This window comes from Streptomyces sp. ISL-36, from assembly GCF_018614205.1.
Taxonomy (GTDB): Bacteria; Actinomycetota; Actinomycetes; order Streptomycetales; family Streptomycetaceae; genus Streptomyces.
The window spans coordinates 1-17,284 of record NZ_JAGGOS010000081.1; the positions used below are offsets into that span (position 1 = coordinate 1).

A 17,284-nucleotide genomic window follows, 5' to 3' on the forward strand; every position below is an offset into this window, starting at 1 on the left:
CTCGCGCAGGGCCGACGGGTCGAGCCGTACGGGAACCAGCGCGCCCGCCCCGGCCGCCGGAGCGGCATCGAGCAGGGCGAGGCCTTCGGCGCCGGTCAGCGGGGTGAACCCGGACCGCGCCCAGCCCGCCCGTTCCGCCGCGCCGAGACCGCCCGCCATCCCGTCCTCGGTGTCCCACAGGCCCCAGGCCAGCGAGACGCCGGGCAGGCCCAGGGCCCGCCGGTGCTCGGCGAGGGCGTCCAGAACGGCGTTGGCGGCCGCGTAGTTGGCCTGACCGGCCGTACCGGCGAGTGCGCTGACCGAGGAGAACAGGACGAAGGCGGTCAGGTCGAGGTCCCGTTCCCGGGTCAGCTCGTGCAGATGGAACGCCGCGTCCGCCTTCGGCCGCAGCACCCCGTCCAGTCGCTCCGGTGTCAGACTCTCGACCGTACCGTCGTCCAGCGCGCCGGCCAGATGGAACACGGCGCCGAGCGGATGCCGGGCGGACACGGAGTCCAGCACCTGGGCCAGCGCCTCGCGGTCGGCGGCGTCCACGGCCGCGAACTCGGCCGTCGCACCGGCCGCGCGCAGCTCCGCCCGCAGCTCCTCGGCCCCGTCGGCCGAAGCACCGGACCGGCTGAGCAGCAGCAGGTGCCGTACGCCGTGCCGCTCCACGAGGTGCCGTACGAGCAGTCGGCCCAGCGAGCCAGTCCCACCGGTGACCAGGACCGTGCGGTCCGCGAGCCCGTCGAGAAGGGACGGCTCGGCGCCACCCTCGATGGTGTCGTCGGCGGTGTCCTCGGTGCCCTCGGTGCTCTTTTCGGTGGCGTCCGCGCGTACGAGCCGGGGGGAGCGCACCACACCGTCCCGACGAAGCACGAGTTGGGGCTCCGTGCGTGCGGCGGCCGCGAGCGCGCCAAGCTCCTCCAGCTCCTCCGGTTCCTCCGACTGCCCAGCGCGCGCCGAGCCCGGGCCGGAGTCGATGTCGGCCAGGACGAACCGGTCCGGATGCTCCGACTGCGCCGAACGCACCAGCCCCCACGCCGAGGCCGCCCACGGGTCGGAGACCTCGTCCCCGGCGGCCGCGGCGACCGCGCCCCGCGTGAGGAAGAGCAGTCGGGACGCGCGGAACCGGTCCTCGGCCAGCCACGCCCGCACCTGCCCGAGGGCATGGGCGGCCGCCCCACGACCCGCCGGTACGCGGACGGCGACCAGCGGCGGAACGTCCGCGCCGACCTCGTCCACAGTGTCGACAAGGGGCACATTGCCCGCCGACTCGACCGCCGACTCGACCGCGGACTCGGCGGGCGGCGTGACCGCCTGCCAGACGACCCGGTGCAGATCGCGCCGCCGTCCGGCGGCCTCGGCGAGCCGTGCCGCGTCCACGGGCAGCAGGGCCAGCGCCTCCGCCGAGACGACGGTCCGCCCCTGCGGATCCACACCCGTCAGCCGGCCGTCCGCCCAGCGCACCCGCAGTGCGGACGCACCGGTCGCGTGCAGCTCCACGCCCGACCAGGAGAACGGCAGCGACAGGCCGCCGTCGCCGGTCTCGGCCGCGCGGGCCACCGGAAGGTGCAGCGCCGCGTCGAGCAGCGCCGGGTGCAGGGCGAAGCCCTCCGGTTCCCGCGCCGACTCCTCCTCCCGCAGCTCCAGCTCGGCGTAGAGCTCCTCGCCCAGCCGCCAGGCGGCCCGTACGCCCCGGAAGGCCGGCCCGTAGCCGTACCCGAGGGCGTCGAGGCCCTCGTACAGCGCGTCCGGATCCACCGGCTCGGCACCGGGCGGCGGCCAGGCCCCCGCCGGCTCGTCGGTACGACCGGCGGCGGCCGGCGTCAGCATCCCGCCGGCGTGCCGGGTCCACTCGCCGTCGGTGCCCGCGTCGGGGCCCGTTCCCTCCGCCGGCCGCGCGTGTACGGACAGGGCGCGCGCTCCCCGGTCGTCGGGTGCAGCGACCGCGAGTTGGAGCTGTACGGGCCGGTCACCGGTGAGGACGAGCGGGGCCTCAAGGGTCAGTTCCGCGACGCGCGGAGTGCCCGCCTGCTCACCGGCCACCAGTGCCAGGTCCAGGAACGCGGTGCCGGGTACGAGGACCTGGCCCGCGATCCGGTGATCCGCGAGCCAGGGCTGGGCGGCGGCCGACAGCTCCCCCGACAGGACGAGGGAGCCGTCCGCCGCCAGTTCGATCCGGGAGCCCAGGAAGGCGTGGGTGACGGTCGGCAGCCCCTGAAGCCGGGCGGGCCCGAGGGGCGCGCTGAGCCAGTGGCGCCGGTGCTGGAAGGGGTACGTGGGCAGGTTGTCCAGGTGCGCCTGCGGGCCCGGGTGGGGCGCGGACCAGTCGAGGTCCGCACCCTTCGCGTGGGCGGTGGCGAGCGCGGTGAGCAGGGTGTGCCGCTCCGGACGGTTGCGGCGAAGGAGCGGAACGGCTCCCGGGGTGGCCGCGCTGAGGGCGGCGTCGGGGCCCACCTCGACGGTGAGGGCCGTGGACAGACCCCGCAGGGTCTCGACGGCCTGGTGGTAGCGGACGGTTTCGCGGATGTGGCGGGTCCAGTAGTCGGGTGAGGTGAGTTCCTCGGTGGTCGCGAGGGTGCCGGTGAGGGTGGAGATGATCGGGATCTTGGGTGGGTGGAAGGTGAGTCCGTCTGCGATGGTCCGGAAGGTGTCGAGGATCGGGTCCATGTGGGGGGAGTGGAAGGCGTGGCTGACGGTGAGCCCTCGGGTGCGCCGGCCCTGGGCCGCGAAGTGGTCGGCGACGCGTTGGACTTCGTCCTCGTCTCCCGAGACGACCACGGAGGTGGGTCCGTTGACGGCGGCGAGTGCCACCCGCTCGCCGAGCAGCGGCAGCACCTCGTCCTCGGTCGCCTCGACGGCCGTCATGGCGCCGCCGGTGGGGAGTTCACCCATCAGCCGGCCGCGCGCCGCCACCAGCTGGGCCGCGTCGTCGAGGGAGAGGACTCCGGCGATGTGCGCGGCGGTGAATTCGCCGATGGAGTGCCCGATGAGCTGGTCGGGGGTGATGCCCCACGCCGTGAGGAGTCGGTAGAGCGCGGTTTCGAGGGCGAAGAGGGCGGGCTGGGTGTACTGCGTGAGGTGGAGAAGGGCCCCGTCATTGTTCTCGTCCCCGCCCCCGTCCCCGTCCTCGGCGAAGACGATGTCCTTGAGCGATCGGTCGAGGTGGGGGTCGAGGGCCGCGCAGACCTGGTCGAAGGCGTCCGCGTACTCCTCGTACGTGTCGTAGAGTTCGCGTCCCATGCCGGGTCGTTGGCTGCCCTGTCCGGTGAAGAGGAACGCGGTACGGGCCCTGCCGGTCGCCGTCCCCCGTACCACCGACGGATGCTCATGCCCCGCCGCAAGCGCGGCGAGCCCCGCCAGAAGATCTTCCCGATCGTCCGCGAACAGCACCGCACGGTGGGCAAGGGCGGCCCGCCCCCGAGCCAGCGCACCCATCACCTGTGTCACATCAAGGGTCTGATGTTCCGTCAGGTAGGTGTGCAGTCGCTCGGCCTGCGCCGGCAGGGCCTCCGCCGTGCGCGCGGAGAGCGGCAGCAGCAGCGGACCCGCGACCGTCGCGGCCGCGACCGGCTTCGGTCCCTGTTCCAGGATCACGTGGGCGTTGGTGCCGCTGATACCGAAGGACGACACCGCCGCCCGCCGGGGTCGCCCGTCCTCGGCCCACTCCCGGGCCTCGGTGAGCAGCTCGACCGCGCCCACCGACCAGTCCACATGCGGGGACGGCTCGTCGACGTGCAGCGTGCGAGGCAGGACGCCGTGGCGCATCGCCTCGACCATCTTGATGACGCCGCCGACCCCGGCCGCGGCCTGTGTGTGCCCGATGTTCGACTTGAGCGAGCCCAGCCACAGCGGCCGGTCCACGGGACGGTCCTGCCCGTACGTGGCGAGCAGCGCGTCCGCTTCGATGGGATCGCCGAGCCGGGTGCCCGTGCCGTGTGCCTCGACGGCGTCCACATCGGCGCTCGTCAGCCCGGCGGTGGCCAGGGCCTGCCGGACGACCCGCTCCTGGGAGGGGCCGTTCGGGGCGGTCAGGCCGTTGCTGGCGCCGTCCTGATTGATGGCGGAGCCGCGTACGACGGCGAGGACCTGGTGCCCGTTGCGCTCGGCGTCCGACAGCCGCTCCACGAGCAGCAGCCCGACGCCCTCGGCCCAGGCGGTGCCGTCGGCCGCCGCCGAGAAGGGCTTGCACCTGCCGTCCGGAGCAAGGCCTCGCTGCCGGCTGAACTCCAGGAACATCCCCGGCGTGGGCATGATGCTGACCCCGCCGGCCAGCGCCAGGTCGCACTCGCCCTGGCGCAGTGCCTGCACGGCCAGATGCAGGGCGACCAGCGAGGACGAGCACGCGGTGTCCACGGTCACCGCCGGTCCCTCCAGGCCGAAGGTGTAGGCCAGACGGCCCGACGCGACGCTGGCCGTGCTGCCGGTCAGGAGATAACCGTCGTAGCCCTCGGCCGCCTCGTGCAGGCGCGGCCCGTAGTCCATGTTCGTCGCACCGACGAAGACCCCGGCCCGTGCCCCGCGCAGACGGTCCGGGGCGATGCCGGCCCGCTCGAACGCCTCCCACGCGGTCTCCAGAAGGAGCCGCTGCTGCGGGTCCATAGCGGCGGCCTCACGCGGGCTGATCCCGAAGAACTCGGCGTCGAAGTCCCCGGCCCCCGCCAGGAACCCGCCTTCGCGGGCGTACGTGGTCCCCGACCGGTCCGGGTCGGGGTCGTAGAGCGCCGCCAGATCCCAGCCCCGGTCCCCGGGGAACGGTCCGATGGCGTCCCCGCCGGAGGCGACGAGCTCCCACAGCTCCTCGGGCGAGCCCACCCCGCCCGGATAGCGGCAGGCCATCCCCACGATGACGACCGGGTCGGCCTCGGCCACCGTGGGACGGGCCCCGGCAGCGGACGCGGGGTCGCCGCCGGGCCGCGTACCGGCGTTCCGCTCCTCCAGCAGCCGGACCACGGCCTCGGGCGTCGGGTGGTGGTAGATCAGCGCCGACGGCAGGGAGTGCCCGGTCGCGCTCTGGAGGCGGTCGCGCAGCTCGACCCCCGAGAGCGAGTCGAAACCGAGATCCTTGAAACTCCGGGAGGTGTCGACGGCCTCGGCCGTGACGTGACCGAGCACGAACGCGATCTGCGTCCGCACCAGCTCGATCGGATCGGGGCCCGCGAGCGCCGGTACGACACCGGATTCCTCGGCAGCCGGAACGACCGCGGGAGCAGGGGGCGCCGTCTCCACGTCCCTGTGCGGGCCGTCCTCCAGCCAGTGGCGTTCACGCTGGAAGGCGTAGGTGGGCAGCGGCACCGCCCGGCCGCCCCGGGCCGCGAACATGCCGGCCCAGTCCACGGCGGCACCGTTCACATGGGCTCCCGCCACGGCGGTGAGCAGGGCCGGCGCCTCCGGCCTCCCCCGCCGCAGACCCGCGAGCAGCGCCCGGCCGTGGCCGTCCGGCGTCTCCTGGAGCGTCCCGCGCGCCATCCCGGTCAGCACGGCGTCCGGCCCGAGTTCCAGGAAGACCGTCGTACCGGCGCCGTCGAGCGTCCGCACGACATCATGGAAGCGGACGGCCTCGCGGATGTGCCGGGTCCAGTAGTCGGGGGAGGTCAGCTCCTCGACGGTCGCGAATTCACCCGTCACATCGGACACAACCGGGATCTTCGGGGGGTGGAAGGTGAGTCCGTCTGCGATGGTGCGGAAGGTGTCGAGGATCGGGTCCATGTGGGGGGAGTGGAAGGCGTGGCTGACGGTGAGCCCTCGGGTGCGCCGGCCCTGGGCCGCGAAGTGGTCGGCGACGCGTTGGACTTCGTTCTCGTCTCCCGAGACGACCACGGAGGTGGGTCCGTTGACGGCGGCGAGCGTCACCCGCTCGCCGAGCAGCGGCAGCACCTCGTTCTCGGTCGCCTCGACGGCCGTCATGGCGCCGCCGGTGGGGAGTTCACCCATCAGCCGGCCGCGCGCCGCCACGAGCTGGGCCGCGTCGTCCAGGGAGAGGACCCCCGCCACATGCGCGGCCGTCAGCTCGCCGATGGAATGACCGGCCACCACGTCCGGGGTGATGCCCCAGGCGGTGAGGAGGCGGTAGAGCGCGGTTTCGAGGGCGAAGAGGGCGGGCTGGGTGTACTGCGTGAGGTGGAGAAGGGCCCCGTCATTGTTCTCGTCCCCGCCCCCGTCCCCGTCCTCGGCGAAGACGATGTTCTTAAGGGGTCGGTCGAGGTGGGGGTCGAGGGCCGCGCAGACCTGGTCGAAGGCGTTCGCGTACTCCTCGTACGTGTCGTAGAGTTCGCGTCCCATGCCGGGGCGTTGGCTGCCCTGTCCGGTGAACAGGAACGCGGTCCGTGCCCTGCCGGTCGCCGTCCCCCGTACCACCGACGGATGCTCATGCCCCGCCGCAAGCGCGGCCGTCGCGTCGAGCAGACCGGCCCGGTCCAGCGCCACCACCACGGCCCGCTCGTCGAAGAGCGTCCGGGTCGCCGCCAAGGAGAAGGCCGTGTCCACCGCCGAGTGCGCGGTGTCCTCCTGATCCCGATGGAGGCGTCCGGCCTGCGCGCGCAACGCCCCCGCGTCGCGCCCCGACAGCAGCCACGCCACCGGCGCGCCGCCCGCACCCGTACCCGCGCCGGTCGCACCACCGCGGGCCACGTCACCGCCGTCTCCGGCGTCACCGGCGTCACCGGCATCGCCGGCGCCGTCACCGGCCGACACGGGAGCGGCCTCGCCCACCACCACATGGCAGTTGGTGCCGCCCATGCCGAACGAGCTCACACCGGCGATCAGCGGCCGCTCGGGCGCCGGCCAGGGGCTGTCCGCGGTCTGGACCCGCAGCCCCAGCTCCTCCAGCGGGATGGCGGGGTTCGCCTCACGGAAGTTCAGACTCGCGGGGATGCGCCCCCGGGACACCGCGAGGGCCGTCTTCAGCAGACCCACCAGGCCGGCCGCGCCCTCCAGATGCCCCACGTTCGTCTTCGCCGAGCCCACGAGCAGCGGGCGGCCGGCGGGGCGGCCCGCGCCCAGTGCGGCGCCCAGGGCCGCTGCCTCGACGGGGTCGCCCACCGGCGTACCCGTGCCGTGCAGTTCGACGTATTGGACCGCGGCGGGGTCCGCGTCCGTGCCGGCACGCGCGTGCGCCGCCCGCAGGACGGCCTCCTGTGCGGCGCGGTCCGGCACGGTGAGTCCGTCCGAGGCCCCGTCGTTGTTGACGGCGCTGCCCAGGATCACGCAGTGCACCCGGTCGCCGTCGGCGACGGCCCGGTCGAGCGGCTTCAGGACGACGGCGACGCCACCCTCGCCCCGGACGTAGCCGTTCGCGCGGGAGTCGAAGGTGAAGCACCGGCCGTCGGGGGACAGGGCACCGAACTTCGCGCTGTCCGCGCTGCTGCCGGGGGACAGGATCAGGTTCACCCCGCCGACCACCGCCAGGTCGGCGTCCCCGTGCCGCAGGCTCTCGCAGGCGAGATGCACCGCGACCAGGGAGGAGGACTGCGCGGCGTCGACCGTGAGACTGGGGCCGGTCAGCCCGAGGACGTACGAGAGACGGTTGGCGAGCAGCCCACGGCCGAGACCGGTGAGCGAGTGCCGGCCGGCCGCCGCCTCGCCGCGCCGGTGGTGGAGCGCCGCGTAGTCGTCCCAGATGGCGCTCGCGTAGACCGCGGTACGGCTCCCCGCGAGCGACCCGGGCACGATCCCGGCCTCCTCCAGGGCCTCCCAGCCCAGTTCGAGCATCAGCCGCTGCTGGGGATCCATGGCGGCCGCCTCACGCGGCGCGATCCCGAAGAACGCGGCGTCGAACCGGTCGACCTCGTCGAGGAAGGCGCCCCGCGCGGGAGCCGAGGCGGACCAGCGGCCCGTCGGCGGCTCCCCCACCGCGTGCTCGCCCCGGCTGAGCAGCCGCCAGAAGGCGGCGGGGTCGGCGGCTCCCGGGAGGCGGCAGGAGAGACCGACGACGGCGATGGGTGCGGAGTGGGGGTTGGCCATGGTCTGTCACGTACTCCCTCGTCGAGGACGAATGCGGTACCAGGCTCACCACCTGCCCTAACGGGGCTCTTTGGGCGTTCTAAAACCCGGCCGCCGGACCACCGCCGTGCAGCCCCGCCCGGAGGGCCCGCAGGTGCTCCGCCCCGATGTGCTGCAGCTGCTCGGGCGACACACCGCCCACGAACGCGTGGTACGCGCCGGGGAAGTTGTGCAGCTCCACCGGTACGCCGGCCTGGGCCAGCCGCGTCCCGTAGAGCAGGCCCTCGTCGCGCAGCGGGTCCAGGCCCGCCGTCGACAGGTAGGCGGCCGGCAGCCCGCTCAGATCCGCCGCCCGCGCCGGCGCCGCGGAGACAGGAAGCCGGTCCCGGTCGTGGACCGCGCCCCGGGGACCCCCGCCCCGGCCGCCCGCGCCACCGGCCCCGGCCCCGTCCCCGGCTCCGCCCGCGGTTTCACCCAGGTACAGCTGCCAGCTCTCCTCCGCCAGCCGCCGGTTCCAGACGGGGGTGTCCGTGAACGCCGCCATCGACGCGGTCGCCAGCCGGTCGTCGAGGACCGGGGTGCTCAGGTGCTGGAAACACAGCGCGGGCCCGCCGCGCTCGCGGGCGAGCAGGGTGAGCCCGGCGGCCAGGGCGCCACCGGAACTCGCCCCGGCCACCGCGACCCTGGCCGGATCGGCGCCCAGCTCGCCCGGGTGGCCCGCCGTCCACTCCAGCGCCGCCCAGCAGTCGTCGAGACCCGCCGGGTACGGATGTTCAGGGGCCAGCCGATAGGAGACCGCGACGACCACCGCCGACGCGTGCAGCGCGGCCTGCGCGGCCCCCACATGCACGGAGTCCACATTGCCCAGACAGAACCCGCCGCCGTGGATCCACAACACCGCGGGCAGTGCGGCGGGCTCGGCACGGGGCCGGTAGATCCGCACCCGTACGTCCGGACCGCCGGCCGGCCCCGGAATCATGCGCTCCCGTACGTCGACGCCGGGTACCGGCGGCAGTTCGGCGAGGCTCAGCAGCCTGCCCCGGTGATCCGCGACCGCGTCGGCCAGACGCCCTTCGACCGGCATGCTCAGGCCTCCAGCGCGAGGGCCTGCGAGGGACACAGCGCCACGGTCTCGCGGGCGTGCGACTCCTCCTCGGGGCCGGTCACCGATGCCCGCAGGACGAGTACCGTTCCTTCCTCCGACTGGTCGAAACGGTCGGGGTCGGACAGGACGCACTGTCCCGCGCCCAGACACCGGTGGGTGTCGGCCGTGATGCGCATGTTCTCAGGTCCCTTCTGCTGTGCTAACGCTGCTGTACGGGTTCTGCTGTACGGGTGCTGGTGTACGGGTGCTGCTGTGTCGGCGTGGGTGGGCTCACGCTGCTGTGCTGACGGTGGCCCGCGCTCCGTTCACCAGGTGACGGGCAGTTCCCAGATGCCCTGGACGCCACCCGGTTCCTTGAGCGGGAGCGCCGCTGCCGGCACCGCGAGGCGCAGCCCCGGCAGCCGGCGGAACAGGGTGGACAGGGCGATCTCCATCTCGGCCCGGGCGAGGTTCTGCCCGATGCACTGGTGCACTCCGTGGCCGAAGGAGATGTGGTGCCGCGCGCCGCGTGCCACGTCGAAGGCGTCGGCGCCCGGGAACGCGTCCTCGTCCCGGTTGGCCGTCGAGATGACGACGATCACCCCGTCACCGGCCTTGATCTCGTGCCCGGCCAACTCGGTGTCGGTGGTCGCGAACCGGGCCACCCCGTCGGCGATGGCCATGTAGCGCAGCAGCTCCTCCACCGCCCCCGGCAGCAGGGTGGGGTCGGCCCGCAGCGCGGCCAGCTGGTCCGGGTTCCGCAGCAGCGTGAACACCCCGAGCGCGATCGCGCTGGCGGTGGTCTCGTGCCCGGCGACGAGCAGCAGCAGAGCGATGTCGACCAGGTCGCGGTGGGAGAGGTGGCCCGGCGTCAGCTGTTCGGCGATGAGCGTGTCGAGGAGGCCGTCGCCGGGCTCCTGCTCCTTGCGCCGGATCAGACCGTCCAGATAGGCGCTCAGCTGGGCGAACGCGTCCGCGCTGTCCTCCAGCGTGGTGGTGCCGGTGACCACCCGGCGCGACTGCTGTTCGAAGAAGGCGTGGTCGGTGTACGGGACGCCGAGCAGCTCGCAGATGACGATGGACGGTACGGGCAGGGCGAAGTCCGGCACCAGGTCGGCCACCGGCCCCTTGGCCTCGACGGCGTCGATCAGCTCGTCGACCAGGCGCTGGATGCCCGGTCGCAGCGCCGCCACCTTCTTGACGGTGAACGTGGACAGCAGCATGCGGCGCTGGACGGTGTGCTCCGGCGGGTCCATCCCGATGAAGTTGCGCACCTTGCGGGCCGCCTCGAAGCGGGGCGCGGTGGCCGGATAGTGCGGGTGCACCCGGTCGGAGGAGAAGGTGGCCGCGTCGAGCAGCACCTTGCGGGCCTCCGCGTGCCCGCTGATCGCCCACACCCGCCGGCCGTCGTACAGCTCCACGAGCGATACGGGCCCCTCCGCGCGGTAGCGGTCGTATCCGGCGGGCGGCTGGAAGGGGCAGCTTCGGGCCTGCGGATACGTGGGCAGGCCGCCCTCACCCGCCCCCGCCGTCCCCGTGGTTCCGGTCGTCCCAGCCGTCCCGGTCGTCCCAGCCGTCCCGGTCGTTCCGGTCGTTCCGGTCGTCTCTGTCATTCCTTCGCCTCCAGGGTGGCGGTGCGCGGCACGGCCGCCGGCACGGGAGCGGGCGGTACGGGGCGGGGCGCGCCGAGCCTGCGGACCAGCGGGGTCTCCACCCAGCTGAAGAGCGCGTGCGCCAGGGAGAAGCTGACCAGGAACGCGGCGACCAGCAGCCCGGCTCCGGCCGCCACCGGCACGTCCTGGTCGGCGAGCAGCCAGCGGTGCCCGTACGTCACGACCAGCCCGTGCACCATGTAGAACGCGAACGACAGCTCGCCCAGCCGGACCAGGACCCGCCCGCGCAACGGCGAACGGCTCGCCCGGACGTCGGAGAGCGCCGCCGCGGCCACCAGCGGGGTCAGCCACAGGGCGGCCGTGCCGGCGACCCCGTACAGGTACGGCACCAGCGAGTTGACGGCGTACCCGCCGACGGCGATCAGTGCGGCGGGCAGCAGCCCGAGCCGGGGCCAGACGCCCGCCAGCACCAGCCGGGCGGCGACCATGCCGAGGAGGAACTCCAGGGCGCGCACGGGCGGGAAGAAGTAGACGAACCAGATCTGTTCGAACGACAGCGTGCCGTCGTCGATGAACGGCAGCGGGGTCCCGGTGACGACATACTGGCCGATCACCGGCGCGACGACGGTGAACGCGCCGAGCGTGAGGGCCAGCGGCCACAGCCGGGCCACCGGTACGCGGTTGAGCAGCCGCAGCAGGAACGGGAAGCTCAGGTAGAAGAAGAGCTCGACCGACAGGGACCAGCTGACCGCGTTCATCGTGTTCGGCACGGTGATGTCGGGGAACCAGGCCTGGAGCAGGAAGAGGTTGGCCATGGTCCCCTTCGTGGTGAAGGGGTCGGCGGCGATCAGCATCACCACGGCCGCGAGGGCGAAGGTGACGAGATGGTTGGGGTAGATCTTCGCCAGCCGGCGGCGCCAGACCCGGGGCGCGGTGTCGCCCGTCCGGGCCGACCAGGTCAGCACGAAGCCGCTGAGCACGAAGAAGAAACTGACGCCGTAGAAACCGGCGTTGGCGAACACGTCACCGAGCGCCTCGCCCCCGGACCCTCCCACGAACCGGGTCTGCCAGGTGGTGTGGAAGGCGAAGACGAGCAGCGCCGCGATGAACCGGAGTCCCGTCAGGGACGGGAGTCTGGATGCGTGGGAGGGGGCGGAGGGGGGTGGTGGGCTGGGCATGGACGGTGACCTCCGGCTGATGGCGGGAACGGGCGCGCTCAGGCTGACAGCCGCCAGTTGGCCGGATCTAAAGCCGCTCTTGCGCCGTCGGCGCGTGCCCCACCCCCGGGTCGGCCGTTCCCTCCGTCCGTACCGCGGCCCGGGCCCGCTTCGGCACCGCCTCCAGCAGGGTCCGCGTGTACGGATGGGAGGGCGCCGCGAACACCTCGTCCACCGGGCCCGACTCCACGATCCGGCCGTCCTTCATCACCATCACCCGGGCACAGACCTCCCGTACCACGGCCAGGTCGTGCGAGATGAACAGCGTCGCCAGGCCCAGCGATTCCTGGAGCTCCCGCAGCAGGTCGAGGACCTGTGCCTGTACGGAGACGTCCAGCGCCGACACCGGCTCGTCGCAGACCAGCAGCCGTGGCCCCGGCGCGAGGGCCCGGGCGATCGCCACTCGCTGGCGCTGCCCGCCGGACAGCGCCGAGGGGCGGCGCGCCAGATGGTCCCCGTCCAGTCCCACCTGGGTGAGGAGCCCGAGCGTGCGCGCGCGCCGCTCCTGACGCGGGACCCCCGCGGCGGCCAGCGCCTCGCCGACGATCCGCTCCACGCTCCAGCGCGGGTCGAAGGCGCTGAGCGGGTCCTGCGGCACCAGTTGCAGCGTGCCGCGCAGCGGACGCCGGTCCCGCTCGCGAGCCGTGCTCCACGCCCGTCCCGCCAGATGGATCTCCCCGGCGTCGGGCGCCACGAGGCCCAGCACCATCCGGGCCAGCGTGGATTTCCCCGACCCCGACTCACCGACCAGGCCGAGGGACTCGCCGGGCCGCAGCGTGAACGAGACCCCGGACACGGCGGTACGCCGACGGCCACCAGGCCCCTTGAACTCCTTGGCCAGATCCCGGGCGACGAGCAGGGGCTCGCCCGCGAGAACCCTCGCCGTCGACGCCCGGCCGGCGGGCCCGGTCGGCTCGGCCCGTTCCCGCCTGCCGCTCCCGGGTACGGCCGCGAGCAGCGCCCGCGTGTACGCGTGGCGCGGCCGTTCGAGCACGTCGGCCACCGGACCGGACTCCACGATCCGGCCGTCCTTCATCACCGCCACCCGGTCGGCCAGCGCCTCGACCACCGCCAGGTCATGGCTGATCAGCAGCAGCCCCGTGCCGCCCGCCTTCAACTCGCCCAGCAGGGCGAGGATCCGGGCCTGCACGGAGGCGTCCAGCGCGGTCGTCGGCTCGTCCGCGATGAGCACGCCCGGTTCGGCGGCGAGCGCCGAGGCGATCAGCGCCCGCTGGCGCAACCCCCCGGACAGCTGGTGCACATGACTCGCCGCCCGCTCGGCCGGTTCGGGCACGCCGACCCGCTCCAGGAGCTCCACCACCCTCTCACCGGCTTGCGACCGGGGCACGATCCGGTGGGTCAGCAGTGGTTCGGCGATCTCCTTGCCCACCGGACGCAGGGGGTCGAGCGCCACCAGCGCGTCCTGCGCCACCAGGCCGATCCGCCGCCCCCGGACGGTCCGCCAGTCGCGGTCGCCGAAGCGGCGCGCGTCCTGCCCGAAGAGCCGCAGGTGCGCCGCGCTCACGGAGGCGGTGGGGCCGGCCAGGCCCAGGAGGCTGCGCGCGAGCGCGCTCTTGCCGGAACCGGACTCGCCGACGAGCGCCAGGCAGCGCCCGGCGGCCAGCGCCAGGGAGGCGCCGCGGACGGCGTGCACCTGGCCGGGTCCGGTGCCGAACCGGATGTCCAGGTCGGCCACTTCGATCAGCGGCCGGTCCTCCGTACCGCCGCCGCTCGTGACTCCCACCGTGCCTCCGTCCGTGGCTTCGTCCGTGGCTCTGTCCGTGCCTTTCTCCGTGGCTTCGGCCCCGGTGCCGTCCCCGGCCTTGGCCCTGGCTCCCTTCGTGGTCCCGACCGCCGCGGTCCGGGTACGGGTACGGGTCAGCCGCGTACCGGTCATGAGAAGGCCCGCCCTTCGGCTCGTGTCTGCGCGTGGCGGCCCACCACCGTCACCGCGAGGACCGTGCCGAGCAGCAGCAGTCCCGGGAAAAGGGCGATCCACCACGCCTGGTCCAGGAAGCCCTGGCCCTCGGTGAGCATCGCCCCCCACTCCGGGGTCGGCGGCTGCGCCCCGAGCCCCAGATAACTCAGCGCCGCCCCGGTCGAGATGGACGCTCCGAGCGTCACCGTGGCCAGGACGACCAGCGGCCCCAGCGTGTTCGGCAGCACATGACGTACGACGATCAGCGGCCGCCGCACACCGAGGGCGACGGCGGACTCCACGTACCCGGAGCGGCGCACCACCAGCGCCTGCGCCCGGACCACCCGGGCGAATCCCGGCGCGGTCCCGACGGCCACCGCGATCGTGGTCCCGGTGACGCCCTTGCCGGCCACCAGCACCACGAGCAGGGCGAGCAGCAGTCCGGGCAGGGCGAGGAGCACATCCGCCCCGCGCATCAGCAGGGTGTCGCCGAACCGCCCGGACAGCGCCGCGGCCAGCCCCCACACCACGGAGACGGCGACGCCCGCGCCCGTGGCGGCCGCTCCGATCGCCAGGGAGTAGCGGGTGCCGTGCACTACCCGGGCGAACACGTCCCGGCCCAGCTGGTCGGTGCCGAACCAGTGCGCGCCGTCCGGCGGCCGCAGCGCGTTGAGCGGATCGGTGTCGGTGGCGCCGACGCCCGTGAACAGCCCGGGCGCCAGCGCCGCGAGCAGGATCAGCAGGAGCACGGCCCCGGCCACCGCCACCCCCGGCCGGATGCGCATCCCCCGTATCCCCCCTCTTCGTCGTGTCTCTCGCGGCTCGCGCATCTCCGGTACCTCATGTCGCCGGCGTCGCCGGTGTCGCTCTCGTGCCGTCGGTGGTCGTGAACTCATGCGGCGGCCACCCCCGTTCCCTTGCGCAGCCGGGGATCCACCACGACGTACAGCACCTCCACCAGCGCGCCGACCACGACGAAGGCGATGGCCGACAGCGTCACCACGCCCTGTACCACCGGCAGATCCCGGCCGCCGACCGCCTGCAGGGTGATCCGGCCGATCCCGGCGCGGGCGAAGACGTTCTCGACCACCACGGCGCCACCGAGGAGCGTGCCGGTGAACCAGCCCGCCAGCGTCAGCGCGGGCAGCGCCGCGTGCCGCAGGGCGTGCCGGGACCGTACGGTCGGCTCGCGCAGCCCACGGGCCCGGGCGGTGAGCGCGAACGGCTGCTCCAGCGCGTCCAGGAGTCCCTCCCGCATCACCTGTGCCAGGACGGCCGCGATCGGCAGCGCCAGCGTGAGCACCGGAAGCACCAGGGAGCGCGCGTCCCCGCTGTCGGAGACGGGGAACCAGCCGAGCCGGAAGGAGAACACCGTGAGGAGCATGATCCCGAACCAGAACGACGGGGTGGACACCACCACGAGCTCCAGCAGAGCCGACACCCGGCGCGGCCAGCGGGCCCGGCCGGTGGTCAGCACCGTCACCGCGACCGCGAGGACCAGGGCCACCAGTGTGGCCAGGAAAGCGAGTTGGAGGGTCGGCGCCAGCTGCTCCGCGAGCACCCGGGACACCGGCTGCTGGAGCTGGTACGAGTCACCCAGATCGCCCCTGGCGAGGCGGCCCAGATACGCCAGGTACTGCACGGCGAGCGGGTCGTCGAGCCCGTAGCGCTGCCGGATCTCCGCCCGCTGCTCCGCGTCGACCAGGGCCTGTGAGCCGACCACCGCGTCCACCGGGTCCCCCGGCACCAGTTGCAGCACGACGAAGGCGCAGGTCGCCGCCCCCCAGACGACCAGGACCGCCGCGCCGAGCCGGGCGGCGAGGTACCGGACGGCCGCCGGCATCAGCGGGCCTCGACCCAGGCGCCGTAGAACTCGGGCCACGCCGAGATCGACTGCCGTAGACCGTGCACCCGCCTGTTGACGCCGACCGTCGACTGCTCGACGTACAGGGGAACGACCGCGGCCTGGTCCAGCGACCAGCGCTGCACCTTCGCGTAGGAGGCGGCGCGCGCCGCGCTCTCCGGGGCTGCCTGGGCGTCCTTGAGCCAGGTGTCGACCCGCGGATCCGCGACCCGGGCGAAGTTGTGGCCGCCGCCCTCGGAGGTCTCGGTGGAGAGGAAGAAGTGGCTGAGGATGTCCCCGTCGGCCCGTGCCCATGAGGTCTCGACCACGTCGTAACGGCCGGCGTCCAGCCGTCCGGAAACCTCGACGGCGTCCGTGGAGGCCGCCAGGTCCAGCTTGATGCCGGCCTTCTTCAGCTCACCCTGCACGGCCTGGGAGAAGGTGCTCGGCTTGCCGTAGACGGGTGCCTCGACCGTGAGGGTCCTGCCGTTCTTCGTGCGGTAGCCCTCGCCGTCCCGCCCGGTCCAGCCTGCCTCGTCGAGCAGTTCGGCGGCTCGCTTCGGATCGTGCGGCCAGCTCTTCTCCAGCGTCGGGTCGTAACTGTGCGGGGTGGTGGGGGAGAGGGTGCTCCACGCGCGGACGCCGGTGCCCTGGAAGACGGAGCGGACGACGGCGTCGAGGTCGACGGCCCGCTGGAAGGCCCTGCGGACCCGGACGTCGGAGAACAGCGGGCTCTTGGTGTTCAGATAGAAGGCGTCGACGGCGCCGGGCACGGCCCGGGTGTCGAGCGTGAGTCGGGAGTCGCGCTTGACGAGGGCCGTCTGCTGGGCAGGTACGGCTCCGGCGGCGTCGACCTGGCCCGAGGTGAGCGCGCCGACGCGGGTGGCGTCCTCGGAGATGAAGCGGACTGTGAAGGAGTTCAGCCGGGCCGGGCCGGTGTGCCCCGCGCCTTCGGGGGCCCAGGCGTAGTCGGGGTTCCTGGTGTAGGCGCGCTGCTGACCCCGGGTGTAGGCACCGGCCTTGAACGGACCGCTGCCCACCGCGTCCTTGCCGGCGCACAGCCGGTCGGCGCCGGCCTTCAGCGACGCCGGGGCGGCGATGGCCAGGTAGGTGGTGCTGGCCGCCTGGAGGAAGGGGGCGTAGGGCCGGCTGAAGCGCACCTCCACCTCCGTCGGGCTCTTCACCGTCGTGCCCACGTAGGGGCCGAGGAGGCCGGCCGCGTACTGGGACTGCGTCTTCGCGGCGGTGACATGGTCGAAGTTGGCCTTGACGGCGGCCGCGTCCAGGCGGGTCCCGTCGTGGAAGGTGACGTCGTCGCGGAGTGTGAAGGTGTACGTCTTCCCGTCCGCGCCGGTCCGCCAGGACTTCGCGAGCCAGGGCTTCAGGTCGCCGTCCGGCGTCTGGTAGACGAGCGAGTCGAAGACCGGCCGCTGGACGAAGGCGGTGACGTCCTGGGCGCTGGTGTGCGGGTCCCAGCAGTCCGGTTCATGGTCCGTGGCGTAGACGAGGGAGCCGCCGGTCACCGGCCGGGCGCCGCCGGCCGGCGCCGGACCGCCGCCGGCCGAGCAGGCGGGGACGGCCACGGTGACGAGAGCGAGCGCGGACAGCAGGACGGCTCTGCGCGCCTGGCGAGGCGAGTGCATACGTACTCCGGGACGGTTGACGGGTGCGGGGACCGTGTCCACT

General features: G+C 73.8%; 9 protein-coding genes. All 9 read right to left on the minus strand.

The window, feature by feature from the left end; all coding sequences use genetic code 11:
• Nucleotides 1-7,944 (minus strand): type I polyketide synthase (locus J7E93_RS21050; RefSeq protein WP_215071469.1); only part of this gene is annotated, 7,944 nt, incomplete at its 3' end.
• A 79-nt stretch (nucleotides 7,945-8,023) separates the two neighbouring features.
• Complete coding sequence (locus J7E93_RS21055; protein ID WP_215071470.1) at nucleotides 8,024-9,007, minus strand: alpha/beta hydrolase; 984 nt, start codon at nucleotides 9,005-9,007, stop codon at nucleotides 8,024-8,026.
• Nucleotides 9,008-9,009: 2 nt separating this feature from the next.
• Nucleotides 9,010-9,204 (minus strand): ferredoxin, encoded by a 195-nt coding sequence (locus J7E93_RS21060; protein ID WP_215071471.1) that lies wholly within the window; start codon nucleotides 9,202-9,204, stop codon nucleotides 9,010-9,012.
• Between the two features lie 129 nt (nucleotides 9,205-9,333).
• Nucleotides 9,334-10,620, minus strand: a complete 1,287-nt coding sequence (locus tag J7E93_RS21065; protein ID WP_215071472.1) for a cytochrome P450 — start codon at nucleotides 10,618-10,620, stop codon at nucleotides 9,334-9,336.
• Nucleotides 10,617-11,798 carry an acyltransferase gene (locus J7E93_RS21070; protein WP_215071473.1) on the minus strand — a complete coding sequence of 394 codons (1,182 nt, stop codon included), beginning with the start codon at nucleotides 11,796-11,798 and terminating at the stop codon, nucleotides 10,617-10,619. The genes J7E93_RS21065 and J7E93_RS21070 overlap by 4 nt, the downstream gene beginning before the upstream one ends.
• A gap of 67 nt (nucleotides 11,799-11,865) precedes the next feature.
• Nucleotides 11,866-13,734 carry an ABC transporter ATP-binding protein gene (locus J7E93_RS21075; RefSeq protein ID WP_215071474.1) on the minus strand — a complete coding sequence of 623 codons (1,869 nt, stop codon included), beginning with the start codon at nucleotides 13,732-13,734 and terminating at the stop codon, nucleotides 11,866-11,868.
• Nucleotides 13,731-14,540, minus strand: coding sequence for an ABC transporter permease (locus tag J7E93_RS21080; protein WP_251066864.1), 810 nt, complete (start codon nucleotides 14,538-14,540; stop codon nucleotides 13,731-13,733). Before J7E93_RS21080 ends, J7E93_RS21075 begins: the two co-directional genes overlap by 4 nt.
• Before the next feature lie 107 nt (nucleotides 14,541-14,647).
• Entirely contained in the window at nucleotides 14,648-15,598 is a 951-nt protein-coding gene (locus tag J7E93_RS21085; RefSeq protein ID WP_215071476.1) for an ABC transporter permease, read from the minus strand.
• Entirely contained in the window at nucleotides 15,598-17,241 is a 1,644-nt protein-coding gene (locus tag J7E93_RS21090) for an ABC transporter substrate-binding protein (RefSeq protein ID WP_215071477.1), read from the minus strand. The genes J7E93_RS21085 and J7E93_RS21090 overlap by 1 nt, the downstream gene beginning before the upstream one ends.
• Nucleotides 17,242-17,284 lie beyond the last annotated feature (43 nt).

What these genes read in the sequence shown, in the direction of transcription:
- J7E93_RS21055 (WP_215071470.1), bottom strand. Translation starts at nt 9,007, where the DNA reads ATGCCGGTCGAAGGGCGTCTGGCCGACGCGGTCGCGGATCACCGGGGC.
- J7E93_RS21060 (WP_215071471.1), bottom strand. Translation starts at nt 9,204, where the DNA reads ATGCGCATCACGGCCGACACCCACCGGTGTCTGGGCGCGGGACAGTGC.
- J7E93_RS21065 (WP_215071472.1), bottom strand. Translation starts at nt 10,620, where the DNA reads ATGACAGAGACGACCGGAACGACCGGAACGACCGGGACGGCTGGGACG.
- J7E93_RS21070 (WP_215071473.1), bottom strand. Translation starts at nt 11,798, where the DNA reads ATGCCCAGCCCACCACCCCCCTCCGCCCCCTCCCACGCATCCAGACTC.
- J7E93_RS21075 (WP_215071474.1), bottom strand. Translation starts at nt 13,734, where the DNA reads ATGACCGGTACGCGGCTGACCCGTACCCGTACCCGGACCGCGGCGGTC.
- J7E93_RS21080 (WP_251066864.1), bottom strand. Translation starts at nt 14,540, where the DNA reads ATGCGCATCCGGCCGGGGGTGGCGGTGGCCGGGGCCGTGCTCCTGCTG.
- J7E93_RS21085 (WP_215071476.1), bottom strand. Translation starts at nt 15,598, where the DNA reads ATGCCGGCGGCCGTCCGGTACCTCGCCGCCCGGCTCGGCGCGGCGGTC.
- J7E93_RS21090 (WP_215071477.1), bottom strand. Translation starts at nt 17,241, where the DNA reads ATGCACTCGCCTCGCCAGGCGCGCAGAGCCGTCCTGCTGTCCGCGCTC.